The 25,246-nt window shown below is 54.0% G+C and carries 23 protein-coding genes; 16 read left to right on the top strand and 7 right to left on the bottom strand.

Annotated features, from left to right (window positions below; translation table 11 throughout):
- Positions 1–15 precede the first annotated feature (15 nt).
- The 10 genes from panB (at position 16) to OGX84_RS05390 (ending at position 9,758) form a co-directional block, all read left to right on the top strand.
- Entirely contained in the window at positions 16–807 is a 792-nt protein-coding gene (gene panB, locus OGX84_RS05435) for a 3-methyl-2-oxobutanoate hydroxymethyltransferase (protein ID WP_012134017.1), read from the top strand.
- 118 nt (positions 808–925) lie between these two features.
- On the top strand, positions 926–1,780 hold the full coding sequence (gene panC / locus OGX84_RS05430) for a pantoate--beta-alanine ligase (RefSeq protein ID WP_024130695.1): 855 nt from the start codon (positions 926–928) through the stop codon (positions 1,778–1,780).
- A gap of 92 nt (positions 1,781–1,872) precedes the next feature.
- Complete coding sequence (gene panD, locus OGX84_RS05425; RefSeq protein ID WP_012134019.1) at positions 1,873–2,253, top strand: aspartate 1-decarboxylase; 381 nt, start codon at positions 1,873–1,875, stop codon at positions 2,251–2,253.
- Positions 2,254–2,674: 421 nt separating this feature from the next.
- The gene (locus OGX84_RS05420) at positions 2,675–3,265 is read left to right on the top strand and encodes a fimbrial protein (protein ID WP_112001175.1); all 591 of its coding nucleotides are present in this window, start codon (positions 2,675–2,677) and stop codon (positions 3,263–3,265) included.
- An 80-nt stretch (positions 3,266–3,345) separates the two neighbouring features.
- Positions 3,346–4,089: a fimbrial chaperone gene (locus tag OGX84_RS05415; protein ID WP_047458866.1), complete on the top strand. Its 744-nt coding sequence runs from the start codon at positions 3,346–3,348 to the stop codon at positions 4,087–4,089.
- Positions 4,090–4,153: 64 nt separating this feature from the next.
- Complete coding sequence (locus tag OGX84_RS05410) at positions 4,154–6,754, top strand: outer membrane usher protein (protein WP_024130698.1); 2,601 nt, start codon at positions 4,154–4,156, stop codon at positions 6,752–6,754.
- A gap of 27 nt (positions 6,755–6,781) precedes the next feature.
- Entirely contained in the window at positions 6,782–7,414 is a 633-nt protein-coding gene (locus OGX84_RS05405; protein ID WP_052194418.1) for a fimbrial protein, read from the top strand.
- Between the two features lie 26 nt (positions 7,415–7,440).
- A complete protein-coding gene (locus tag OGX84_RS05400) occupies positions 7,441–8,007 on the top strand; it encodes a fimbrial protein (protein ID WP_012134024.1) in 567 nt (188 codons plus the stop codon).
- Between the two features lie 18 nt (positions 8,008–8,025).
- Entirely contained in the window at positions 8,026–8,634 is a 609-nt protein-coding gene (locus OGX84_RS05395; protein WP_012134025.1) for a fimbrial-like protein, read from the top strand.
- Between the two features lie 8 nt (positions 8,635–8,642).
- Positions 8,643–9,758: a fimbrial protein gene (locus OGX84_RS05390; protein WP_112001179.1), complete on the top strand. Its 1,116-nt coding sequence runs from the start codon at positions 8,643–8,645 to the stop codon at positions 9,756–9,758.
- Positions 9,759–9,813: 55 nt separating this feature from the next.
- On the opposite strand, the gene OGX84_RS05385 is transcribed toward OGX84_RS05390, so the two are convergent.
- The 3 genes from OGX84_RS05385 to OGX84_RS05375 all read right to left on the bottom strand — a co-directional run bounded on the left by OGX84_RS05385 (position 9,814) and on the right by OGX84_RS05375 (position 12,050).
- The gene (locus OGX84_RS05385; protein WP_012134027.1) at positions 9,814–10,254 is read right to left on the bottom strand and encodes a PTS sugar transporter subunit IIA; all 441 of its coding nucleotides are present in this window, start codon (positions 10,252–10,254) and stop codon (positions 9,814–9,816) included.
- A gap of 102 nt (positions 10,255–10,356) precedes the next feature.
- The gene (locus OGX84_RS05380; protein WP_012134028.1) at positions 10,357–11,127 is read right to left on the bottom strand and encodes an ABC transporter permease; all 771 of its coding nucleotides are present in this window, start codon (positions 11,125–11,127) and stop codon (positions 10,357–10,359) included.
- A complete protein-coding gene (locus OGX84_RS05375) occupies positions 11,124–12,050 on the bottom strand; it encodes an ABC transporter ATP-binding protein (protein WP_012134029.1) in 927 nt (308 codons plus the stop codon). Before OGX84_RS05375 ends, OGX84_RS05380 begins: the two co-directional genes overlap by 4 nt.
- A gap of 232 nt (positions 12,051–12,282) precedes the next feature.
- Here OGX84_RS05375 and can point away from each other — a divergent pair, with 232 nt between their 5' ends.
- Positions 12,283–12,945: a carbonate dehydratase gene (can, locus tag OGX84_RS05370; protein ID WP_012134030.1), complete on the top strand. Its 663-nt coding sequence runs from the start codon at positions 12,283–12,285 to the stop codon at positions 12,943–12,945.
- 86 nt (positions 12,946–13,031) lie between these two features.
- On the opposite strand, the gene hpt is transcribed toward can, so the two are convergent.
- Entirely contained in the window at positions 13,032–13,568 is a 537-nt protein-coding gene (hpt, locus tag OGX84_RS05365) for a hypoxanthine phosphoribosyltransferase (RefSeq protein ID WP_024130701.1), read from the bottom strand.
- 205 nt (positions 13,569–13,773) lie between these two features.
- Between hpt and OGX84_RS05360 the strand changes: the two genes are divergently transcribed.
- Positions 13,774–16,164, top strand: a complete 2,391-nt coding sequence (locus OGX84_RS05360) for a glucose/quinate/shikimate family membrane-bound PQQ-dependent dehydrogenase (RefSeq protein WP_071257587.1) — start codon at positions 13,774–13,776, stop codon at positions 16,162–16,164.
- Between the two features lie 91 nt (positions 16,165–16,255).
- Here OGX84_RS05360 and cueO read toward each other — a convergent pair whose 3' ends face one another.
- Positions 16,256–17,821 carry a multicopper oxidase CueO gene (cueO, locus tag OGX84_RS05355; protein WP_112001181.1) on the bottom strand — a complete coding sequence of 522 codons (1,566 nt, stop codon included), beginning with the start codon at positions 17,819–17,821 and terminating at the stop codon, positions 16,256–16,258.
- Between the two features lie 167 nt (positions 17,822–17,988).
- On the opposite strand from cueO, the gene OGX84_RS05350 reads away from it, so the two are divergent.
- The 3 genes from OGX84_RS05350 to speD all read left to right on the top strand — a co-directional run bounded on the left by OGX84_RS05350 (position 17,989) and on the right by speD (position 20,131).
- Complete coding sequence (locus OGX84_RS05350) at positions 17,989–18,336, top strand: YacC family pilotin-like protein (protein WP_012134034.1); 348 nt, start codon at positions 17,989–17,991, stop codon at positions 18,334–18,336.
- Between the two features lie 118 nt (positions 18,337–18,454).
- The gene (gene speE / locus OGX84_RS05345) at positions 18,455–19,321 is read left to right on the top strand and encodes a polyamine aminopropyltransferase (protein ID WP_012134036.1); all 867 of its coding nucleotides are present in this window, start codon (positions 18,455–18,457) and stop codon (positions 19,319–19,321) included.
- Between the two features lie 15 nt (positions 19,322–19,336).
- Complete coding sequence (speD, locus tag OGX84_RS05340) at positions 19,337–20,131, top strand: adenosylmethionine decarboxylase (protein ID WP_012134037.1); 795 nt, start codon at positions 19,337–19,339, stop codon at positions 20,129–20,131.
- A 33-nt stretch (positions 20,132–20,164) separates the two neighbouring features.
- Here the strand turns inward: speD and yacL are convergent, their stop codons facing one another.
- Both yacL and acnB read right to left on the bottom strand, forming a co-directional pair.
- Positions 20,165–20,527, bottom strand: coding sequence for a protein YacL (gene yacL, locus OGX84_RS05335; protein WP_012134038.1), 363 nt, complete (start codon positions 20,525–20,527; stop codon positions 20,165–20,167).
- A 176-nt stretch (positions 20,528–20,703) separates the two neighbouring features.
- Positions 20,704–23,301 (bottom strand): bifunctional aconitate hydratase 2/2-methylisocitrate dehydratase, encoded by a 2,598-nt coding sequence (gene acnB, locus OGX84_RS05330; RefSeq protein ID WP_047458888.1) that lies wholly within the window; start codon positions 23,299–23,301, stop codon positions 20,704–20,706.
- Between the two features lie 400 nt (positions 23,302–23,701).
- On the opposite strand from acnB, the gene OGX84_RS05325 reads away from it, so the two are divergent.
- On the top strand, positions 23,702–25,243 hold the full coding sequence (locus tag OGX84_RS05325) for a DUF3300 domain-containing protein (protein ID WP_110494673.1): 1,542 nt from the start codon (positions 23,702–23,704) through the stop codon (positions 25,241–25,243).
- The last annotated feature ends 3 nt before the right edge of the window (positions 25,244–25,246 follow it).

Here is a 25,246-nt window from a genome sequence, read left to right as displayed (position 1 = left end):
CCATCAGGAAACGTTATGAAACCGACGACTATCGCCTTGCTGCAAAAATGTAAGCAAGAGAAAAAGCGCTTCGCAACTATCACCGCCTACGATTACAGCTTTGCCAGACTCTTCGCTGACGAGGGTATCAACGTGATGCTGGTAGGCGACTCGCTGGGCATGACGGTTCAGGGACACGATTCCACCCTGCCTGTTACCGTAGAAGATATCGCTTACCACACGCGTGCGGTGCGCCGTGGCGCGCCTAACTGTCTCCTGCTCTCCGACCTGCCGTTTATGGCCTATGCCACCCCGGAGCAGGCGTTTGAAAACGCCGCCGTGGTGATGCGCGCGGGGGCGAATATGGTCAAAATCGAAGGCGGCGCCTGGCTGGTCGATACGGTAAAAATGCTCACCGAACGCGCGGTGCCGGTGTGCGGCCATCTGGGCCTGACGCCGCAGTCCGTCAACATCTTTGGCGGCTATAAGATCCAGGGGCGCGGCGATGCGGGGCAGGTACTGCTGGATGATGCGCTGGCGCTGGAAGCGGCAGGCGCGCAGTTGCTGGTGCTGGAATGCGTACCGGTTGAGCTTGCTAAACGCGTCACCGAAGCGCTCTCTATTCCGGTCATTGGCATTGGCGCAGGCAACGTAACCGACGGTCAGATCCTGGTGATGCACGACGCCTTCGGCATTACCGGCGGCCACATTCCGAAATTTGCTAAAAATTTCCTGGCGGAAGCAGGCGACATGCGCGCCGCCGTGCGGCAGTATATTGCCGAGGTTGAGTCCAGCGTCTATCCGGGCGAAGAACACAGCTTCCATTAATGGGGTGCTTGTAGGCCGGATAAAACGCCCTGCGTCGCCATCCGGCAAAATGCCTGATGGCGCTACGCTTATCAGGCCTACAAACCACGGTCCATCAGGCAACTTAAGGAGTCTTGTTGTGCTAATTATTGAAACCCTGCCGCTGCTGCGACAGCATATTCGCCGCCTGCGCCAGGACGGTAAACGCATTGCGCTGGTGCCAACGATGGGCAACCTGCACGATGGTCATATGAAACTGGTAGAGGAAGCGAAAGCGCGCGCTGACGTCGTGGTGGTCAGTATTTTCGTGAACCCAATGCAGTTTGACCGCCCGGACGATCTGGTACGCTACCCACGAACGTTGCAGGAAGATTGCGAAAAGCTGAACAAACGCAAAGTGGATTTCGTGTTCGCGCCGGCGCCAGCGGAAATTTACCCGCAAGGCACCGACGGCCAGACTTACGTTGATGTTCCTGGGCTGTCCACCATGCTGGAAGGCGCCAGCCGTCCGGGCCATTTTCGTGGTGTTTCCACCATCGTCAGCAAACTCTTCAATCTCGTCCAGCCGGACATCGCCTGCTTTGGCGAAAAGGACTTCCAGCAACTGGCTTTAATCCGCAAGATGGTGGCCGATATGGGCTACGACATCGAGATCGTCGGCGTACCGATTATTCGCGCCAAAGATGGTTTAGCGCTGAGTTCGCGTAACGGTTACCTGACCGCCGAACAGCGCAAAATTGCTCCTGGCTTAAATAAGGTGATGAACAGCGTCGCCGAGAAATTGCTGGCGGGTAATCGCGATCTGGAAGAGATGATCGCCGTCGCCGAGCAGGAGCTGAATGAAAAAGGCTTCCGCGCCGATGACATTCAGATTCGCGACGCGGACACGCTGCTGGAACTCACCGATAGCAGCAAACGCGCGGTGATCCTGATGGCGGCATGGCTGGGTCAGGCTCGCCTGATCGACAATCAGTCCGTTACATTAACCCAGTAGACAGGGGTTAAAAATCAGGCAATACTGCCTGAGAATTTCCTCAAAGCAGGCGACGCCTGCTTCGTTATCGCTAAGATTTAAAGGTAGAAGTTATGATTCGCACTATGCTGCAGGGCAAACTCCACCGCGTGAAAGTGACTCAGGCGGACCTGCACTACGAAGGTTCCTGCGCCATTGATCAAGATTTTCTGGACGCAGCCGGTATTCTTGAAAATGAAGCCATTGATATCTGGAACGTGACTAACGGCAAGCGCTTCTCAACCTATGCGATTGCCGCCGAGCGTGGTTCCAGAATCATCTCCGTGAACGGCGCAGCGGCGCACTGCGCTGCGGTGGGCGATATCGTGATCATCGCAAGTTTCGTTACCATGTCAGACGAAGAAGCGCGTCGCTGGCAGCCCAACGTCGCCTATTTTGAAGGCGATAATGAAATGAAGCGCACCGCGAAAGCGATCCCGGTACAGGTTGCCTGATATTTCCCAAATATATTATTATATTAATAAAAGGAGCCGAAAAACTTCAGCTCCTTTTATTTTAAATAATTCCGGCCTTTCTTATCAGGACAACTAATAATATTAGTGGAGGCGTTATCAGAAAATTTAAACAAACGTTCAACAATCCATCGTTATATTTATTTATATCATTAAATTCTTTTCCTCACAAATTCATCAGGTGAATAACCAAAAATAAAAACACTTACCTTTCAACAAAATAACCATCAGTTAAGTTTACTTAAACACCATTTAAGTAAAGATAATTACAATTATCAATAAATATTTTCCTATACTCCGCAAAGTTAATGTAATTCCCCGGCCGGCCTTTACGCTTAACAGACGAAGTACTTTTTCTAAAAACGTAAAGTACACTTATTATCTAATACGGATGTTTATCAAAATGGCATTGAAAAAATACGCATTAGCTGCGGCAGTTCTGGCAACTATTTCCAGTTCAGCATTCGCAGCAGACGCGGATCGTGGCACCATCACCTTCCACGGCCTGGTCACCCCGAATACCTGTAACATCACGCTGAAAGATGATCCACTGAGCTCCCAGACAACTAAAGACTTCAACGTCACTCTGCCGACCGTGTCAGTAGAAGACTTCACCCCAGGTACTGCTGCCGACGTTAACAGTACCCTGGGCCAGGCTAAGTTCGCGCTGTCCGTTTCCTGTGAGGATACTCAGTTGCAGTCTGCTGATGCGCAGTTTGATTCCTGGGGCGGTTCTTCCGCGAGCAACGAAGGCGCGCTGGTTCCACCAACTGGCCTGCAAGGTTCAGCAACCAACGTAAGCCTGGTTCTGCACAACGATGGCAACACGAAGACCGATCTGATCAAAATCGATCATCCTAACAACACTCAGTCAACCACGCTGACTGATGGCAAAGGCGAACTGAACTACACCGTCGCTTATATGGGCCCGGCTACTGGCGTAACCAGCGGTTCCGTGCAGGCACAGGTTGCCTTCACCATGAACTACCAATAAGCAACAGGACTGTTGTTCTTCATCCTCTGGCTTAAGCCAGAGGATGTTTTCGTTACATCCAACAGGGAGTGGGTAGCATTATGTTCAGCCTGACGTTAAAAACCGGATTAAAAACCCTCACCGCCGCCATGATCGGCATCGCCTCTTTTCAGGCATGCGCCGACGTTGTTATCTCCGGCACACGCATCGTATATCAACAATCCATGAAAGATGTGATTGTGAACCTGGATAACCGAGGCAAAAACCCGCTGTTACTTCAGATCTGGCTGGATGACGGGAGCCCGAACGTTAACCCGCAGGAATTAAAACTGCCTTTTGTCATTACCCCGCCCATTTCACGCATCGATCCAGGGAAAGGCCAGTCTGTGCGTGTGACATATTTACAGCAGCCGCTGCCGCAGGATCGGGAATCCTTATTCTGGTTTAACGTGCTGGAAATTCCCAAAAAAGCAACGGCGAAAGACGGCGAAAGCCAGAACCAACTGCAACTCGCTTTCCGTACCCGTATTAAGCTATTTTTCCGCCCGGACGGTTTAAAAGGCACCCCAGGTGAGGCGATGAAGCAGGTTAAATGGTCGCAAACGCGCCAGGGCAACACCCTGTCTTTAGTTGGCCGTAACGACTCGCCCTATAACGTTTCACTCTCCAGCGCAACGTTTAAGGTCGGCGCCAAAGAGTATGAAATTGACAGTAAGTCGATTAAGCCGTTCTCCAGCGAAACCATGACGGTTAAAGGATTAACGAATAGCGCCAGCGGAGAAGTGGTGTATATCGCTATCAATGATTTTGGCGGAACGGAAAAACTCACCGCCAACGTTAATTAATAAATTAAAAATATATTTTTTCTTCTTATATAACGGCAACCCGCTTTAATCGACTGGACTTGTTATGATTTTTCGACGATCTCTATTATGTCTCGCCATTAGTGCGGCATTGCCGTTCTCTGTTCATGCGACGGGAAATACGCCTGCACAGTCCTCTGCTCCCGACTCAGAGGAAATGGTAGAGTTTAACGATCAATTCCTGCTGAATATGGGGAGTGCAGTCGATGTAAGCCGTTATGCTCAGGGTAATCCAATATTACCGGGAACCTACCGGGCGAAAATAAGCCTGAACGGTGAAAATAAATCGACGCAAAACATCGAATTTAAAGATAACGGAACGCCACGCGCCACGCCATGTATTACCGCATTGTTGCTGAAACAAGCGGGCGTTGATAGTAGCGTGCTGGGGAATACTATTTCCGACGATGATACAACCTGTATTGATATCAAAAAATATTACCCCCACTCGTCGGTGAATTTCGATACCTCAAAACTTACTCTGGAATTGACGATGCCGCAGCTTTACGTTCTCAAACGCCCGGCGGGATATGTCGATCCATCATTATGGGATGCAGGTATTCCGGCGGCGTTGCTGTCGTACAACCTCAACGCCTGGCATAGCGAAAGCGATGGCAATAATTCCGACACGGCTTACGCCGGTCTGCAATATGGGCTGAATTTGGGCGCATGGCGGCTGCGCTCCCGCGGCACCTACAACTGGGATAAAGACAACGGTTCGGATTACTCCAGCCAGGACATTTACCTCCAGCGCGACATTCCGGCGTTAACCGCGCAGGTTGTGGCGGGCGAAACCTACACCAACGGCGATACCTTCGACTCCGTCAGCCTGCGCGGGATGCGCCTGTACAGCGACGATCGCATGCGCCCGGAAGGCCGTACCAACTACTCACCGGTCATTCGTGGCGTCGCTAACAGCAACGCCAAAGTCACCGTCATGCAAAGCGGCAGCAAAATTTATGAAACCACCGTACCGCCAGGCCCGTTTGAACTGAGCGATCTCAGCACCACCGGCTACGGTAACGATCTACAGGTGACTGTAGAAGAGTCTGACGGCAGCAAGAGAACCTTCACGGTTCCTTTTTCCTCGGTTACGCAGATGATGCGTCCGGGAACCTCACGCTGGGAGTTTGGCGCGGGCGAACTGAACGACGATTCGCTGCATGACAGACCGAACATTGGTTACGCCACCTGGTATTACGGTCTCAACAACACCTTTACCGGCTACGCGGGCGTGCAGTACAGCGACATGGATTTTTACGCCGGTTTGCTTGGCGTGGCGATGAACACCGCGATCGGCGCCTTCGCGTTAGACGTCACGCAGTCACATGCACAAATTGACGAGCTGGGGACGCTGACCGGCCAAAGCTATCGCCTGACGTACAGCAAGGTCATCGAAACCACCGACACCTCATTCAATGTGGCGGCATACCGTTTCTCGACGGAAGACTACCTCAGCTTGCGGGACGCCGCCGCGCTACAGGACGACGTGAAATACGGCAGCTATAAGAATCAGTCATATGAGTCCAGCGACGAACTCTATTCTGACTATCAGCGTATGAAAAACCAGTTTCAGATTAGCGTCAGTCAACCGCTGGCGTTCAATGGTGAAAACTACGGCTCGCTCTATGTCACCGGCACCTGGGAAGACTACTGGAATGAGAGTGGTTCCACCTCAAACTACAGCGCAGGTTACAGCAATGACTTCCGCTATGGCAGCTACAGCATCTCGCTCCAGCGTACCTATGATGAAGATGGCGAAAAAGATGACAGCGTTTATCTCAACGTCAGCATTCCGTTAAGCACGTTCTCCAGTGAACGTAAAAATATTGCCGGTTTTAACAACGTCAATATGAGCGCGCGTACGGATATGGAAGGCAGCGCCAACTTTAACAACACCGCCAGCGGTAATACTGAAGACGGTAAGATTAACTACTCCATCAGTACGGCAAGCAATACCGGTGATTATGGCGATTTGAATCAGATCAGCGGTTACGGCTCGTGGAGCAGTCCGTATGGCCCCCTGTCAGTCTCTACCTCTTTTAGCGATGACAGCAGCAAACAATATTCCGCCAACTATAGCGGCGGCATGGTGGTTCACACTGGCGGCCTGACGATGGCGCCAGGAACGTTAAGTGACACCGGCCCCATCATTCTGGTTCATGCCAGCGGCGCAAAAGGCGCGCAGCTCGGTTACGGCAAAGGTGAAATAGGTCGTTCAGGATACGCGATTATGCCGTATGCCTCGGCTTACCGTGAGAACCGCGTTGGGCTGAATATCAGTTCTCTGGACGCCGACGTCGAGGTCAAAAACACCAGTGAAACCATCGTCCCGCGTGATGGCGCCGTGGTGCTGGTCAACTTCGAAACCGACGAAGGTCGTTCTCTCATCCTTGAACTTCTACGCAACGATAAAGGCTTTATTCCACTCGGCGCAGACGTCCTGACCGATAAAGGCGAGCTGGTCGGCGCCGTCGGTCAGGCCGGGCAGGCTTATGTGCGCGGCGTAGAAGATCAGGGCACCCTGCGAGTTGTCTGGGGTAAAGAAGCAGGTAGCGCCTGTACGGTGAATTATCACATTACCGACAGCGCACAAAAGGCAGGATTAACCACAATCCTGAACAATCAACTCTGTCATATGCAATAAGTTATTTTTCTACAGGGAGTTCCCTTAATGACTTTAAAAAGTAATAAATATCTCCGCAGTTTACCTGTCGCTATGTTAGCGCTGGCGGTGTGTTCATCCGTTCATGCAGACAACGGCGACAGCATCGACATTACCTTCCGAGCCAATATCCGGGACACAACCTGTGATATGACGATTAATGACTCGGACAGTAGCTCCACCATCATCATCGGCGCCGACGGCAAAGTGTCGCTGGGCGATATCATTAAATACCAGACCAGCGAGACAGCGTCAGGGCCAACGATGGCGCAATTCGCCCTGAAAATTAAAAACTGCCCGGAATCCGTAACCGGAATTAAAGCCTCCATCAGCGGCACGACCTCCGGTTACGACGGCGGTACGCCGAAAACCATCCTCCTCCCCGGTACGGGTGAGACAGGCCCCACCGGGATTGGCCTGAAATTCTCTCGTGTCAGTGCGCCAACCAGCTATTTTGCTATTTTTGCCAACGAAACGGAGACCTCAGATAACGATGCCGAGGTGATTAAATGGAGTCCTGCTGAAATAGACAGCAAACAGGTCGACCTTGTGGCGCGTCTGGTGACGACAAGGATCTCCGGTACAACCCCGGCGGTTGGCGCCTTCCAGGCAACAGCAACCTTTAACTTTAGCTATGAATAATTCCTGCGATATAACGGAGCATCATAATGAAATCTAATTCTCTTTTTCTCGCGCTGGCGGTAGCTGGTGGATTATTCAGCGGCCTGACCCACGCCGCCCCGGTGACAGGCACCAATCAGTTGCAGGCTATCTTTACCACTGAGATCCTCCCCGGCACCTGTAACACCCAGGTGACGGATGCAGATGGCCCGACCAGCACGATTGACTTCGGCGATCTGTATAAGAACGAAGTCGGTACGCGTACCGAATCCTTTAATATCGCACTGACCGAATGCGCGGGCGTGTTAACCACAACCGTAGCGGCTCAGCCAGGGGCGGGCAATACCTGTTCCGGCGACTCCTACGCGACAACAGGCGCCACGAATACCGCTGTTGAGATCTGGGAAACCGCCGCAGACTCAGGCACCCAGTTAGCCTGCCAGACGGGCAACCCTTCGAATGTACTGACGCATTCGTTTGGTTCGAAGAATATGAACCAGAGCTACACCTATCCTCTGGTGGCTCGCTGGGTCGTTGCGAATGGTAAAACAGCCGCTGATATCACAACAGGTGAAGCGACGTCGCTTATCACCTTTTTAGTCACCTACCAGTAATGTAGCCAGCGGGCAACTATGCGACAGACACTATTTTTTATGCGATTTACTTTCGCCCTGCTGGTGGGCCTGGCAGGACTGTGGCCTGTCGTCAGTCAGGCTGACGACAGCGGAATGGACGTCAATTTTAAGGCGAAGATTCTGGCCAATACCTGCCAAGTAAGCCTGGAAAATGGCGGTAATGTCGAGTTGCCAACCGTCACGCGCAGTTGGTTTTACAATACGGACAACAGCGATCGCCTGCGGCCGGAAACGGACGCTGGCGGTACAACGTTTACCATTCAGGTTGTCAACTGCGACGTGCCGCCAGCAGGAAGCGAAGGAAGCCAGCAGCTTCATTTTCGATTTGAACCGCAATTCGGTATAAACCCCGACAACAGCCAGGTATTTATCAATAACGCGGTCAGCGATCAGGCCAGAAATGTCGGTGTGGTTGTTTTTTCCGCCACACACCACACGAACGTATTGAATAGCGATGGCAGTTCCGACGTAGCGTATGACCTTAGCGGGCAAGCGGCACCGCTCTTTCCAGCAGATTATGTGTTTTACGCCCGCTACCAGAACACGGGCGATGTCGGCAACGGACTGGTGACCAGCAATGTGGTGGTCAATGTAACCTATCAGTAAAGGGATTTATGATGAAATTACGCTATTTACTGCCGCTATTATTTTGCGTGCTCTCCATTTTCGCCAGGCAAGCGTTAGCAGACACCGCATGTCATTTTACGACACAGCAGGCCAGTATACCTGCTTTCTGGACTGCCAGAACGCTCATCGGCCCCATCGGAGGCATCGATACGCCGCTCATCATTATGAACCCTCAGTCTATGGAGGGTGATTTCCCTTTATTCCAGGGAGCGGCGCCCATCACATGCGGAGGTAGTGGGAGCAATGCCGTAACGTTGACCGGCCCTACCGACGCCAATTTGTGGGATCAATATACCACTCAGGGGTCAGATGGCCCTACCGGGCTGCTCAAAACCTCGATTCCCGGCATTGTTTACACCTATTCCGTGAGGTGTATCGGGAACTGCCACAACGGCAACAACACTAACGATCTGGATTTAAACCTGCCGCTGCCCGGAGGAACGTCAACCTTCCCAAGCCATGGCGATGCCCCCTGGACGGGGCCTAGCGCAACACGCAACTGGGATATCTTCGTCACGATGTATCAGACGCCAGACTACCACCCCCGAAATGGTCAGACGGACGGGAACGCGCTGCCAGGGAAAATCGGTACTCTGCACATAGGAGATGCCGGGCAAAACGATCTCGACCTTATGATGAGTGGAGCATCGATGGCGTTTTCCGTCATGGAGCCGACCTGCCAGGGAATGGGGATAAATAATGACGAATACGATCGGGACGTGGATTTTGGCGACTTTTACCGTTCCGATTTCGAAAAAACGGGCGAGTCGGTAGAAAAGCCGTTTACGTTTAACTTATTCCGCTGCTCATTGACGACCGTTACCGTCACCCTGACCGGCAATCATGGCGCAGACAATACGATTCTCACCAACTCTTCAGGGAGCGCCGAGGGCGTGGGCGTAAAAATTCGTTCCATTATCAATAACAACACACAAACAATGAAGGTAGACGGTTCGGAGCATGTCGGTATCACCTACAGCGGAAATCGCGAGTGGTATCATGAATCTATTGGTCTGGATTTCACCGGGCAGTTAATCAAAATCGGTACAATTAAAGCCGGCACTTTTGAAACCGTCGGTACTTTCACCCTCAGCTACGAATAACGTTCCCTGCGGCTGACTGCCTGTCAGACGCATCATCGCCTCCACTAATTGACCGTCAGTACGCGTACAAATCATGCTTCAGCACAAAAGGCGGATTTTTTTGCTGTTGATGCCAGAGACTGGTGACATCGGGCGCGCCGAGAGAAACAATGGTGTCACGGAACGCCGCGCTGCTCATGGATTCCCGTGCGGCAAGCATTTCTTCAAGCAATGAATACGTCACACCGGCAATCACTTCGCAGCCGGAATGTTTATGGCTCATCAGCGACGCCACACGATAAGGTGCGGCGCCGGACGTGTCCGTTAAAAAGATCACCCCATCGCCGGAATCCGCCTGGTGTAATGCTTCACACATCATACGGCTGAGCATATTGGTACTCAGACCGCGCCAGAAGTTCACCGCCCGGCACTGCGCCAGCGGGCCATGTTTTTCTTCCAGACGATCCTGTAGCTCCTGCGCGCGATCGTCATGACAGGTAATCACCCAACCCAACATAGCCTACCTCCTTAGCAAGCAAGTAGTTTATCAGTGTGATAAATGAGTAAGGGTGATAAACGTCAAAGTCTGCCCCTCCCCCGGCGGAGGAGAGGAAAAACATTACGTGCGCAAGCCGCGTCCGCGCTGGATTAAGTACCAGCACAGCAGGTAAAACGCCAGGATAAACACGGCCAGCACGCCGAACGTAGTGACCAGAGGTACATCGTGAATGCCCAGGAAACCATAGCGGAAGCCGCTGATCATGTAGACAATCGGGTTCAGATGCGACAATCCTTGCCAGAACGGCGGTAGCAGCGTCAGGGAATAAAACACCCCGCCCAGGTAGGTGAGCGGCGTCAGCACGAACGTCGGGATCAGGCTGATATCATCAAAGGTTTTCGCAAAGACCGAGTTCAGCAGCCCTGCCAGCGAAAACAGCACCGCCGTCAGCACCAGCGTTAACGCCACGAACACCCAGGAGTGTACCTGGAACGGCACAAAGAACAGCGAAATCACCGTAACCAGAACCCCTACGCACAGCCCGCGCGCCACGCCGCCGCCAATATATCCGACGATAATGACGTGCGTCGGGACAGGCGCCACCAGCAGCTCTTCAATGTTGCGCTGGAATTTGGCGCTAAAGAAGGATGAGGCCACATTGGCATATGCGTTGGTGATCACCGCCATCATGATTAAGCCCGGCACGATAAACTGCATATAGCTAAAACCGTGCATCTCGCCAATGCGTGAGCCGATCAGATTACCGAAGATAATAAAATAGAGCGTCATGGTGATGACCGGCGGCACCAGCGTCTGCACCCAGATACGCATAAAGCGGTTAATCTCTTTCGCCCAGATGCTTTTCAGCGCGACCCAATACAGCTGCATCATCCGCGATCTCCTTTTTTATCATGCACCAGAGAGACAAACAGTTCTTCCAGGCGGTTTGCCTTGTTACGCATACTGAGAACCTGAACGCCCTGGCTGCTCAGTTGCGAAAAGACGCTATTGATGCCCTGTTCCCGCAATACTTCGACCTCCAGCGTCGAGGTATCCACCAGACGGTACTGATAGCCTTCCAGCCTCGGCAGCGGGCTTTTCGCCGCCAGATCGAGAATAAACGTCTCGGATTTCAGCTTAGAGAGCAGATTTTTCATTGAGGTGTTTTCCACCAGCGCGCCGTGCTGAATGATACCGATGTTGCGACACAGCATTTCCGCTTCTTCAAGATAGTGCGTCGTCAGGATAATCGTGGTGCCTTTGTCGTTTAAATCCTTCAAAAAGCCCCACATTGAGCGGCGAAGTTCAATATCCACCCCTGCGGTGGGTTCATCCAGAATCAACAGTTTCGGCTCATGCATCAGCGCCCGGGCGATCATCAAACGACGCTTCATCCCGCCGGAGAGCATACGCGCACGTTCGTTACGTTTTTCCCACAGATCGAGTTGTTTCAGATACTTTTCGCTGCGCGCAACGGCTTCTTTACGCTCAACGCCGTAGTACCCCGCCTGATTGACGACGATCTGCTGGACGGTTTCAAACGGGTTGAAGTTAAATTCCTGCGGCACCAGGCCAAGCTGGCGTTTGGCGTTGACCACATCTTTTTCAAGGTCGTAACCAAAGACGCAGACGCGCCCGGAGGTTTTGTTAACCAGCGAGCTGATAATGCCAATGGTGGTTGATTTCCCCGCCCCGTTTGGCCCCAGAAGCGCATAAAAATCACCCGCCTCAACCTGCAAATCGATCCCACGGAGCGCCTGAACGCCGCCCGGATACGTTTTTTTAAGTTGCTGAAGTTCCAGTGCAATGGTCATGAATTTTTACTTACCTTACGTTCTTACACTTTATTTACACTCTAAATAATTCGAGTTGCAGGAAGGCGGCAACGCAGTGAATCCCCGGAAGCTTACACCAGTAAGTGACCGGGGTGAGCGAGGAAGCCAACGCACCTGCAACGTGAAGAATGACGAGTATATGGTTTAAATAATCCCGGAGTTGCCCTATATTAGCCCAACGCACTTATTTGGTTACAGGTCGTTAACCTCCATGAAAGACATAGATACACTCATCAGCAACAATGCACTATGGTCAAAAATGCTGGTGGAAGAGGATCCCGGATTTTTTGAGAAACTGGCGCAAGCGCAAAAACCGCGCTTTCTATGGATTGGATGTTCCGACAGCCGCGTTCCCGCAGAACGTTTAACCGGCCTTGAGCCGGGCGAATTATTTGTTCACCGCAATGTTGCCAACCTGGTCATTCACACCGATCTCAACTGCCTCTCCGTGGTGCAGTATGCCGTCGATGTACTGGAAGTTGAACACATTATTATTTGTGGTCACTACGGTTGTGGCGGCGTCCAGGCGGCTGTTGAAAACCCGGAACTGGGGTTAATTAACAACTGGTTGCTGCACATTCGCGATATCTGGTTCAAACATAGCTCATTACTCGGAGAAATGCCGCAGGAGCGTCGAATCGATACCCTGTGCGAGTTGAACGTGATGGAACAGGTATACAACCTGGGCCACTCAACCATCATGCAGTCCGCGTGGAAACGCGGTCAGAAAGTGACGATTCACGGCTGGGCCTACGGTATTCACGACGGCCTGCTGCGCGATCTGGAAGTCACGGCGACCAACCGTGAAACGCTGGAACAGCGCTATCGTCGGGGGGTTTCAAACCTCAGCAAAAAGCATATTAACCACAAGTAAACGTGTATTGCCGGGTGGCGGCTACGCCTTACCCGGCCTACATTTCTACGGACATAGCACCTGTAGCGCCATCCGGCACAACGTTCTTACTCGTCCAGCAGCACCACTTTACCAACATACGGCAGATGGCGATAACGCTGAGCATAGTCGATGCCGTAACCCACAACGAACTCATCCGGGATCGAGAAACCGATAAACTCAACCGGGACGTCAACCTCACGGCGAGACGGCTTATCCAGCAGCGTACAAATCGCCAGAGACTTTGGCTCACGCAGGCTCAGGATTTCCCGCACTTTCGACAGCGTATTCCCGGAATCGATAATATCTTCGACAATCAGCACATCCTTGCCACGGATATCTTCATCCAGGTCCTTGAGAATTTTCACATCGCGAGTGGTGGACATGCCGCTACCGTAGCTGGAGGCGGTCATAAAATCGACTTCATGAGACACCTGTACCTCGCGGCACAGATCCGCCATAAACATAAATGAGCCACGCAGCAGACCTACCAGCACCATGTCACTGCCGCTGTCTTTATAACGTTCAGTAATCTGACGACCCAGTTCGGCAATGCGCGCTTTGATCTCCGCTTCGGGGATCATTACTTCTACAGTATGTTTCATATCTCTAACCATATGATTTAAAAACAAATCACTTCATGCCTGCTCTTGATAAGACAGCATCGAAGCGCAAGGCACGCAGTATACCAGCAAAAGTATTTATTCGCGGCATCTGTTAATAAAGCTCATTTTGTGATGACGATCACACTTGTTAAATCCTATAATTAATTGCTACTAAAAAATTAACAAATTGAGATGGTATCTTTTTATGGCAAATAACAACGCAAAAGCGCCACGGCTTCTCGTGACGCTGACAGCCCTCTTCGCTGCACTCTGCGGGCTGTATCTGCTGATCGGCGGCGGCTGGCTGGTCGCCATCGGCGGCTCCTGGTACTACCCGATTGCGGGCATCGTCATGCTTGGCGTCGCCGGGCTATTATGGCGCAGCAAGCGTTCCGCGCTGTGGCTGTATGCCGCCCTGCTCCTCGCCACCATGATCTGGGGCGTGTGGGAAGTCGGCTTCGACTTCTGGGCGCTAACCCCGCGTAGCGACATTCTGGTCTTCTTCGGCATCTGGCTGATTTTACCGTTTGTCTGGCATCGCCTGAGCGTCCCTTCCAGCGGCGCTGTCAGCGCACTGGTGGTTGCCCTGCTGATAAGCGGCGGCATCCTCACCTGGGCTGGCTTCAACGACCCGCAAGAGATCAACGGTACGCTAAGCGCGGACGCGGTGCCTGCCGAACCGATCTCTCCGGTTGCGGACCAGGACTGGCCTGCCTATGGCCGCAATCAGGAAGGGCAGCGCTACTCTCCGCTGAAGCAGATCACGGCTGATAACGTCCACAACCTGAAAGAAGCGTGGGTGTTCCGTACCGGCGATCTGAAGCAGCCGAACGATCCGGGTGAAATCACCAACGAAGTGACCCCGATTAAAGTCGGCGATACGCTGTATCTGTGTACCGCCCACCAGCGTCTGTTCGCGCTGGACGCGGCGAGCGGGAAAGAGAAGTGGCATTTCGACCCGCAGCTCAATACCGATCCCAGCTTCCAGCATGTCACCTGCCGTGGTGTCTCCTATCATGAAGCCACGGCCGATAACGCCTCGCCGGATGTCGTTTCAGACTGCCCGCGCCGCATTATTCTGCCGGTGAACGATGGCCGTATTTTCGCCCTCAACGCAGACAACGGCAAGCTGTGCGAATCCTTTGCCAACAACGGCATTCTGAACCTGCAAACCAATATGCCGGTCACTACGCCGGGCATGTATGAACCCACATCACCGCCGGTCGTGACCGACAAGGTGATCGTCATTGCAGGCGCCGTCACCGATAACTTCTCTACCCGCGAGCCGTCCGGGGTTATTCGCGGCTTTGACGTGAACAGCGGTAAACTGCTGTGGGCATTCGATCCCGGTGCGAAAGACCCGAACGCGATCCCGTCGGATGAGCACCACTTCACGCCAAACTCGCCAAACTCCTGGGCGCCAGCCGCGTATGACGCGAAGCTGGATCTGGTCTATCTGCCGATGGGCGTCACCACCCCGGATATCTGGGGCGGCAACCGTACGCCAGAGCAGGAGCGCTATGCCAGCTCGATCCTGGCGCTCAATGCAACGACCGGTAAACTGGCCTGGAGCTATCAGACCGTTCATCACGATCTGTGGGATATGGATATGCCGTCCCAGCCGACGCTGGCGGATATCACCGTGAAAGGGCAAACCGTTCCGGTCATCTACGCCCCGGCAAAAACCGGTAATATTTTCGTGCTGGACCGTCGCAATGGTCAGCTTGTGGTGCCTGCCCCGGAAAAACCGGTGCCGCAGGGCGCGGCCAAAGGGGATTACGTCACCAAAACGCAGCCGTTCTCTGATTTGAGCTTCCGTCCGACGAAAGACCTGACCGGTGCAGATATGTGGGGCGCCACCATGTTCGATCAGCTGGTGTGCCGCGTGATGTTCCATCAGATGCGTTATGAAGGGATCTTTACCCCTCCGTCAGAAAAAGGCACGTTGGTCTTCCCGGGCAACCTCGGTATGTTCGAATGGGGCGGCATTTCCGTCGATCCGAACCGTCAGGTGGCGATTGCCAACCCGATGGCGCTGCCGTTTGTCTCTAAACTGATCCCACGCGGCCCGGGTAATCCGATGGAGCCGCCGGAAGATGCCAAAGGCACTGGTTCAGAATCGGGTATTCAGCCGCAGTATGGCGTGCCGTATGGCGTGACGCTGAACCCGTTCCTGTCGCCGTTTGGTCTGCCGTGTAAACAGCCTGCCTGGGGTTACATCTCCGCGCTGGATCTGAAAACCAACGAAGTTGTCTGGAAAAAACGTATTGGTACGCCGCAGGACAGCATGCCGTTCCCGATGCCGTTTAAGGTGCCGTTCAATATGGGAATGCCAATGCTGGGCGGCCCAATCTCTACCGCTGGCAACGTGCTGTTTATTGCCGCGACCGCAGATAACTACCTGCGCGCTTACAACATGAGCAATGGTGAAAAACTGTGGGAAGGCCGTCTGCCCGCAGGCGGTCAGGCAACGCCGATGACGTATGAAGTCAACGGTAAGCAGTACGTCGTGATTTCCGCCGGGGGTCACGGTTCGTTCGGGACGAAGATGGGCGACTATATTGTCGCGTACGCTCTGCCTGACGACGCGCAGTAACGTTTATGCCGGATGGCGGCTTCGCCTTATCCGGCCTACAGGATGCTCATTTTACTGTAGGCCGGATAAGCACCAGCGCCATCCGGCATGTTTATACCGTAAAGCCAAGCATCATGCCTGTATCTTCATGCTCCAGCAGATGGCAGTGCGCCATGTAAGCATGTTCTTGCGATGCCTCGTGATCAAACTTCACCAGCACCTCGCTGATCCCGCCTTCAACCCGCACCGTATCCTTCCAGCCTGCGCGATGCGCCGCCGGAGCGCTGCCGTTTTCCGACAGGATGCGGAACTGCGTACCATGAATATGGAACGGATGCAGCATCATGTCGCCTTCGCCGGAAATAACCCAGCGCTCATACTGCCCTTTGGCGGCGGCAAACATCGGTGTCGTCATATCAAACGCCTGGCCGTTGATCTTATTGGCATTGTGGAAATCGAACTTCCCGCCGTGGTTCATATGTCCACCATTGCCGTGATCCATTGAACCATGATTCATATGCCCCATCATCTGCCCATGATCCATTCCCGCCATCGCCCGATCGCCATACTTTTGCATCAGCATCTGCATACCCATCATGTCGAGCATCGGGTCCATCGACAGTTGCAGTTTTCGCTGCGTCAGGCCATCAAGAGAAGGCAACGCAGGCATCGTGGTCAGCGTATCCGGCAAAGTGCCGGAGGCCGTGACCGCCAGCGGCTGAATATGCATAACCGGGTGCGGTTTATCAAACGGCGCGATCGTCATCCCCATCTGGCTGACGGGCAGCGTCATCAACTCAAACGCTTTGCCGTCGCTGATGTCGATAAGCACTTCGAAACGCTCCCCCATTAACATGGGCAGTGCGTTTACCTTCACCGGCTCCGCCAGCAGGCCGCCATCGCTGGCGATAACATACAGCGGGCGGTTGTCGCTGGTGGCGATGTTCAATGAACGCGCGTTGCAGCCATTCAGCAGGCGCAGACGCAGCCAGCCTTTTGGCGCAGCATGTTGCGGATAAATCGCCCCGTTGGTCAGCAGCGTGTCGCCAAACCACCCAACGGCGGCGGTCATCATATCCAGCTGATAATTGATTTGTCCGTCAGGGGAAAACTGTTTGTCCTGAATAATCACCGGCACATCGTCTATCCCCCACTGTTTTGGCAGGAGCAGTTTGCCAATGTCTTCATCTTCAATCAGTACCAGGCCCGCCAGTCCCATCGCCACCTGACGACCGGTTTTCCCATGCTGATGAGGGTGGAACCAGCAGGTTGCCGCACGCTGTTCAGGCGTGAAGGTGACGGAGCGCTTGCCGCCCGCCGCAATCACCCCCTGCGGGCCGCCGTCCACCTCGCCGGGAACTTCCAGCCCATGCCAGTGCAGCGTCGTCTCCTCGGCAAGCTGGTTATGAATATCCACGGTAATACGCTGACCTTTGTGCAGCTTAAGCGCCGGCCCGAGTAGCGTGCCGTTGTAGCCCCAGGTCGTTGCCGTTTTACCCGCGAAGGTCGACTGTCCGGCTTTGACAATCAGCGAAATGTGATTGCGCGCGTCGGCGGTTAAAAGATCGGGAATGGGTAACGCGGGACGTTCCGCAGCAAACACGGCGCGGCTCCACAACGGCAGTGCCGATGCGACCCCAAGCGCCACAGAATATTTTAAGAAATCACGACGTTGCATAATCACTTCCTTATTTTCAACCGGCGGGACGCAGTCTGACCTTTGAGCATAGACCCTCCCCTTACGGGAAGGTCAAGTCACAGACGTCCGTCGGATACAATAATAAATGTCGTCGCCTCGCCCGCAGTGTGCTAACGTTTAATTTCCGTGATGCAGTGGTAGAAGCAATGAAGACGTTTTTCAGAACAGTGTTGTTCGGCAGCCTGATGGCCGTATGCGCAAACAGCTATGCGCTCAGTGAATCCGAAGCCGAAGATATGGCAGATTTAACGGCGGTGTTCGTCTTTCTGAAAAATGACTGCGGTTACCAGAATCTCCCGAACGGTCAGATTCGTCGCGCACTGGTCTTTTTTGCCCAGCAAAACCAGTGGGACCTCAGCAATTACGACTCCTTCGACATGAAATCCCTCGGTGAAGACAGCTACCGCGATCTGAGCGGCATCGGTATTCCCGTCGCCAAAAAATGCAAAGCGCTGGCGCGCGATTCCCTGAGTTTGCTGGCCTACGTAAAATAACTCGCGTTATACCCAACGGATACCTTATTGCTGAAATAATGACCGTGCATCATCGGTCATTGTTAGCTATTATGTTGCGCCCATTTTTTACGGGTGTTAACAATGGAGGTATCAGCCAATGGCCGAAAATACGAAGTGGCATGAAACGCTACACGACCAGTTTGGTCAGTACTTTGCTGTGGACAACGTGCTGTATCACGAGAAAACCGATCACCAGGATCTGATTATTTTCGAGAACGCCGCGTTTGGCCGCGTAATGGCGCTGGACGGCGTGGTGCAAACCACCGAGCGCGATGAGTTTATCTATCACGAGATGATGACCCACGTTCCGCTGCTGGCACACGGCCACGCGAAACATGTGCTGATCATCGGCGGCGGCGACGGCGCAATGCTGCGTGAAGTAACACGGCATAAAAATGTCGAAACGATCACGATGGTGGAGATCGACGCAGGCGTGGTCTCTTTCTGCCGTCAGTATCTGCCGAATCACAACGCAGGCAGCTATGACGATCCGCGTTTTAATCTGGTGATCGACGATGGCGTTAACTTCGTGAATCAGACCAGCCAGACCTTTGATGTGATCATCTCCGACTGTACCGATCCAATCGGCCCCGGCGAGAGTCTGTTCACCTCAACCTTCTATGAAGGTTGCAAGCGCTGTTTGAATCCGGGCGGGATCTTTGTCGCACAGAACGGCGTCTGCTTCCTGCAACAGGATGAAGCCATTGACAGCCACCGCAAGCTCAGCCATTACTTTGGCGATGTCAGCTTCTACCAGGCAGCCATTCCGACCTACTACGGCGGCATTATGACCTTCGCGTGGGCGACGGACAATGACGCGCTGCGCCACCTGTCGACCGAGATTATTCAGGCGCGTTTCCATACCTCCGGCCTGAAATGCCGTTACTACAATCCGTCTGTTCACACGGCAGCTTTTGCCTTACCTCAGTATTTGCAAGACGCGCTCGCAACACCGTCGTCCTAAGGAGAAGATAAGAAATTGAAAAAACTGAAACTGCATGGCTTTAATAATCTGACCAAAAGTCTGAGTTTTTGTATTTACGATATCTGCTACGCCAAAACCGCAGAAGAGCGCGATGGTTACATTGCCTATATCGATGAACTCTATAACGCCAATCGCCTGACGGAAATTCTGTCAGAGACGTGCTCCATCATCGGCGCGAATATCCTGAATATCGCCCGCCAGGATTATGAACCCCAGGGCGCCAGCGTCACTATTCTGGTAAGCGAAGAGCCGGTCGACCCGCAGCTTATCGACAAAACAGAGCATCCCGGCCCGCTGCCCGAGGCCGTCGTCGCCCATCTGGATAAGAGCCATATCTGCGTGCATACCTACCCGGAAAGCCACCCGGAAGGCGGATTGTGCACCTTCCGCGCCGACATTGAAGTTTCGACCTGCGGCGTGATTTCCCCGCTGAAGGCGCTGAATTACCTGATCCACCAGTTAGAGTCCGATATCGTCACCATCGACTACCGCGTGCGTGGGTTTACCCGCGACGTCAACGGCATGAAACACTTTATCGATCATGAGATTAATTCCATTCAGAACTTTATGTCCGACGACATGAAGTCGCTGTATGACATGGTGGATGTGAACGTGTATCAGGAAAATATCTTCCATACCAAGATGCTGCTTAAAGAGTTCGATCTTAAGCACTACATGTTCCACACTAAACCGGAAGATCTGACGGAAACCGAGCGCAAAGAGATTACCGCTGCGCTGTGGAAAGAGATGCGCGAGATTTACTACGGCCGCAATATCCCTGCGGTATAAGCGTAACGGCGGAGCACGGAGGCTCCACCGTATTTAGCGTTGTTGAATGAAATGACGGTAAGCCGCAACAACCTGAAGAAAGTCCTCCACGCCGCAGAGCGATAAGCTCTCTTCGTCGTAGTAGTTCATCCCCTCTTCCATTTCGTCGCCGGTAAACTCCAGTTGATTAGCGCGAACCATCACCTCTTCGCCATCCATCCAGAGCGTATATTCATGTCCCGCCCGTTGCCAGGAACGCTCACTGCCCTTTAGCGCACGCGCCGCTTGTTCCACTTCATCAAGCAAGGCCAGGTTCTCTTTCACTTCTTCGTTAAACCAGTGCCCCACCACCTCGTGGCCCATGGACATTCGCACTTTTACCACTCCGGTAATATCGCGCAGAAATTCGTAATCCATAATGTGTTCCTCTGCTCCCGGCAATGCGCCATTACCGCATTGCGCCCATGCTGTAATTATCGCAGCACAACGGAAGAAAAAAAGCGGAACGGGCGGAAGGAATAGAAATAAAAATGCCCGGTGACGCAAGGTTCACCGGGCATTGATGCGTTTTTACGCAGAACAGGTCGGAGCCGTTACACCGCGGTCTGGAAAATCACGCCGTCGGCTTTCTCGGTGTACTGGGAAAGCTGATCGAAGTTCAGATAACGGTAGGTATCCACGGCGGTTTTATCCACCTGCGCAACGTAGGTCTGGTACTCTTCCGGCGTCGGCAGTTTGCCGATCAGCGCCGCAACCGCCGCCAGTTCCGCAGAAGCCAGATAGACGTTCGCCCCGGTTCCCAGACGGTTCGGGAAGTTACGGGTTGAGGTAGAAACAACCGTCGCCCCGTCAGCCACACGCGCCTGATTCCCCATGCACAGTGAACAGCCTGGAATTTCAATCCGCGCGCCGCTCTTACCAAAGACGCTATAGTAGCCCTCTTCGGTCAACTGCGCGGCATCCATACGGGTTGGCGGCGCCACCCACAGGCGGGTCGGCAGCTGGCCTTTGTGCGCATCCAGCAGTTTACCTGCCGCACGGAAGTGACCGATGTTGGTCATACAGGAACCGATAAAGACTTCGTCAATCTTCTCGCCCTGCACATCAGACAGCAGACGCGCATCGTCAGGATCGTTCGGCGCGCAGAGGATCGGCTCTTTGATATCAGCCAGATCGATCTCGATCACCGCCGCATAATCGGCATCTGCGTCCGCTTCCAGCAACTGCGGGTCCGCCAGCCATTTTTCCATGCCCTGAATACGGCGCTCCAGGGTGCGGCGATCGCCATAACCTTCCGCGATCATCCACTTCAGCAGAACGATGTTGGAGTTCAGGTACTCGATGATCGGCTCTTTGTTGAGCTTAATAGTACAGCCTGCCGCAGAACGCTCCGCAGAGGCATCGGTCAGCTCAAACGCCTGTTCCACTTTCAGATCCGGCAGCCCTTCGATTTCCAGAATACGGCCAGAAAAGATGTTTTTCTTACCTTTCTTCTCAACGGTCAGCAGACCCTGTTTGATCGCGTACAGCGGGATCGCGTGTACCAGATCGCGCAGGGTGATACCCGGCTGCATTTTGCCTTTAAAGCGCACCAGCACTGATTCCGGCATATCCAGCGGCATGACGCCGGTCGCCGCCGCAAACGCCACCAGGCCAGAACCCGCCGGGAAGGAGATGCCAATCGGGAAACGGGTATGGGAGTCGCCGCCGGTACCAACGGTATCCGGCAGCAGCATACGGTTCAGCCAGGAGTGGATTACGCCATCGCCCGGACGCAGAGAGACGCCGCCACGGTTCATGATGAAATCCGGCAGCGTGTGGTGCGTAGTTACGTCAACCGGCTTCGGATACGCCGCAGTATGGCAGAAAGACTGCATCACCAGGTCAGACGAGAAGCCCAGGCACGCTAGGTCTTTCAGTTCGTCACGGGTCATTGGGCCAGTGGTATCCTGAGAACCTACGGAGGTCATTTTCGGTTCGCAGTAAGCGCCCGGACGGATACCGGCAACGCCGCAGGCGCGGCCCACCATCTTCTGCGCCAGCGAGTAGCCGCGAGCGCTTTCCGCCACGTCTTTCGCCTGACGGAACACATCGCTGTGCGGCAGACCCAGCGCTTCACGCGCTTTGGTGGTCAGGCCGCGACCGATGATCAGCGGAATACGACCGCCCGCGCGCACTTCGTCGATCAGCACGTCGGTTTTCAGTTCAAAGCTCGCCAGCAGTTCGCCGGTTTCGTGATGGCGGACTTCACCTTTGTACGGGTAAACGTCAATCACATCGCCCATATTCAGGTTATTCACGTCCACTTCAATGGGCAGCGCGCCCGCATCTTCCATCGTGTTAAAGAAGATAGGCGCAATTTTGCCGCCAAGACACAGACCGCCGCCGCGTTTGTTCGGCACATTCGGGATGTCATCGCCCATGAACCACAACACGGAGTTGGTGGCGGATTTACGCGAAGAACCGGTGCCGACAACGTCGCCCACGTAGGCTAACGGATAGCCTTTTTGCTGCAACGCTTCGATCTGTTTGATCGGCCCCACCACGCCAGGCTGATCCGGCTCAATGCCTTCACGGGCGTTTTTCAGCATCGCCAGCGCGTGCAGCGGAATGTCCGGGCGGGACCAGGCATCTGGCGCCGGAGAAAGGTCGTCGGTGTTGGTTTCACCGGTCACTTTAAAGACGGTAACGGTGATTTTTTCAGCCAGAGCAGGACGGTTCAGGAACCATTCGGCATCGGCCCAGGACTGCATCACCTGCTTCGCATATTCGTTGCCCGCTTTGGCTTTTTCTTCTACATCGTAGAAGTTGTCGAACATCAGCAGGGTATGAGACAGCGCTTTGGCGGCAATCGGCGCCAGTTTGGCATCGTCCAGCGCGTCAATCAGCGGATGAATGTTGTAACCACCCTGCATGGTGCCCAGCAGTTCAATGGCTTTTTCTGGAGTAACCAGCGGGGAGGTGGTGTCGCCTTTCGCGACGGCAGCGAGAAAGCCCGCTTTTACATAGGCGGCTTCATCGACGCCAGGGGGAACACGGTTGATTAACAGGTCTAACAGGAATTCTTCTTCGCCCACAGGCGGGGTCTTCAGCAGCTCGACAAGTGCGGCCATTTGGGTTGCATCTAAGGGTTTGGGCACAATCCCAAGGGCGGCACGCTCAGCTACGTGCTTACGGTATTCTTCTAGCACGACGGTTCTCCTCGCTCTCATTGTCATAGTGCGGCGCTTTTGTATATGGGCGATTCTCTTCACGCTCCTGTGAGACAGCAGTTTGTAGGGTAAATGCCCGATACCGCAACGGGCAGAATAGCAGGATTTTAGTGGGGTGTTAATCTGTTTACAAAAAAGCAACATAAAAAAGTGGCTGAATCGTTACGCATGGTCTATTGCCCTTCGCCTTTCCAGGAAAGAGACATTTTCCCCTGCAACGTTTGCTCACATTATTTCGAACGCTAATCATCACCTGACGGTAGCGATCCCAATATTAGTCAAAAATTAAACTCCCGCCGCCCTATACTCACGCAACACCGCACCCGCTGGCGGCAGGCATAATGACCATGACGATTCTTCAGGAATCGGGAGAGATAAAATGACGTTGCCCTTTAAGCCCCATGTAATTGCGCTGGTATGCAGCGCAGGGTTATTTGCCGCTTCGGGTGTGTTGTATGTAAAAAGCCGCACGCCCGAAGCCCCGCTTCAACCCGCGCCCGTCGCCGTGCAGCCGCAGCCGACCGCCGCCGCGGAACCTGAAGCAAAAGCCGCGTTTACCGCAGCGCAAATCGATCAATGGGTCGCCCCGATAGCGCTCTACCCTGACTCGCTGCTTTCTCAGGTGCTGATGGCCGCCACCTATCCGGCGAACGTGGTTCAGGCAGTGCAGTGGTCGCATGACAACCCAACCCTGCAAGGCGATGCGGCAATACAGGCCGTCTCCGGTCAGCCCTGGGACCCGAGCGTGAAATCACTGGTGGCGTTTCCCCAGTTGATGGCGCTGATGGGCGAAAACCCAACGTGGGTACAAAACCTTGGCGACGCTTTTCTGGCCCAGCCGCAGGACGTCATGGACGCGGTGCAACGGCTGCGTTTACTGGCGCAGCAAACCGGCTCGCTGAAATCCACGCCGCAGCAAACGGTTAGCAGCACGCCAAAGCAGAGCGCCGCCGCTAACGTACAAAGCACGACGCCGACGGTGATCAAAATTGAGCCCGCCGATCCACAGGTCGTCTATGTTCCCAACTATAATCCCGCGACCGTTTACGGCGCCTGGCCGAATACCACTTACCCGCCCGTGTATCTGCCGCCGCCTCCCGGACAGCAATTCGCCGACAGTTTCGTGAAAGGCTTTGGTTATAGCCTCGGCGTCGCCACCACCTACGCGTTGTTCAGCAGCATCGACTGGGACGACGATCATCATCACCACGACGATGACCATCACCACCACGATGATAACGACCATCACGGCGGCAATGGCTACCAGCACAACGGGGATAACATCAATATCAATGTGAATAACTTCAATCACATTACCGGGCAAAATCTCAAAGGGCAGACAATGGCCTGGCAGCACAACCCGGCGTATCGCAACGGCGTGCCCTATCAGAACAACGCGGTGTCCCAACGTTTTCATCAAACCGATGTCAGCGGCGGGTTAAGCGCTACTCAACAGACGCCAGCCTCCCGCGACGGCCAGCGTCAGGCGGCGATGGCGCAATTCCAGCAGCATAGCCACGCGTCTCCCGCCACGCGAACCCAACCACCTGGCGCGACGTCCCGCGATGCTCAGCGCAAAGCGGCCTCGCAGCAGCTAAACCAGATTGCCCAGCGGAATAACTATCGCGGCTACGACACCCGGCAAGACAGCGTTCACAGGGAGTCGGTTCAGTCACATTCACTGTCACAGCAGCAACGGGAGACCGTTCACCAGCGCGTCGCATCCGCCACGCCGCAGCAGCGTCAGACCTTCCGGCAGAACCATGCCAATGTGTTCAGCGGTAACGACAGCCGTTCGCCCTCCTGGCAATCTCAGCAGCAGCGCGGCCAGCAGAGTCGTCACGTCGGCAATCTCAATACTGAACAGCGTGCCGCTGCGCGTGAACACCTTTCCGAGCGCCATGAATTTCGCCGTCGTTAACCG

It is taken from the genome of Citrobacter sp. CK202, from assembly GCF_030333225.1.
Lineage (GTDB): Bacteria > Pseudomonadota > Gammaproteobacteria > Enterobacterales > Enterobacteriaceae > Citrobacter_B > Citrobacter_B koseri.
Note: the sequence above shows the minus strand (reverse complement) of the source record. Positions and strands in the feature narration are given on the sequence as shown.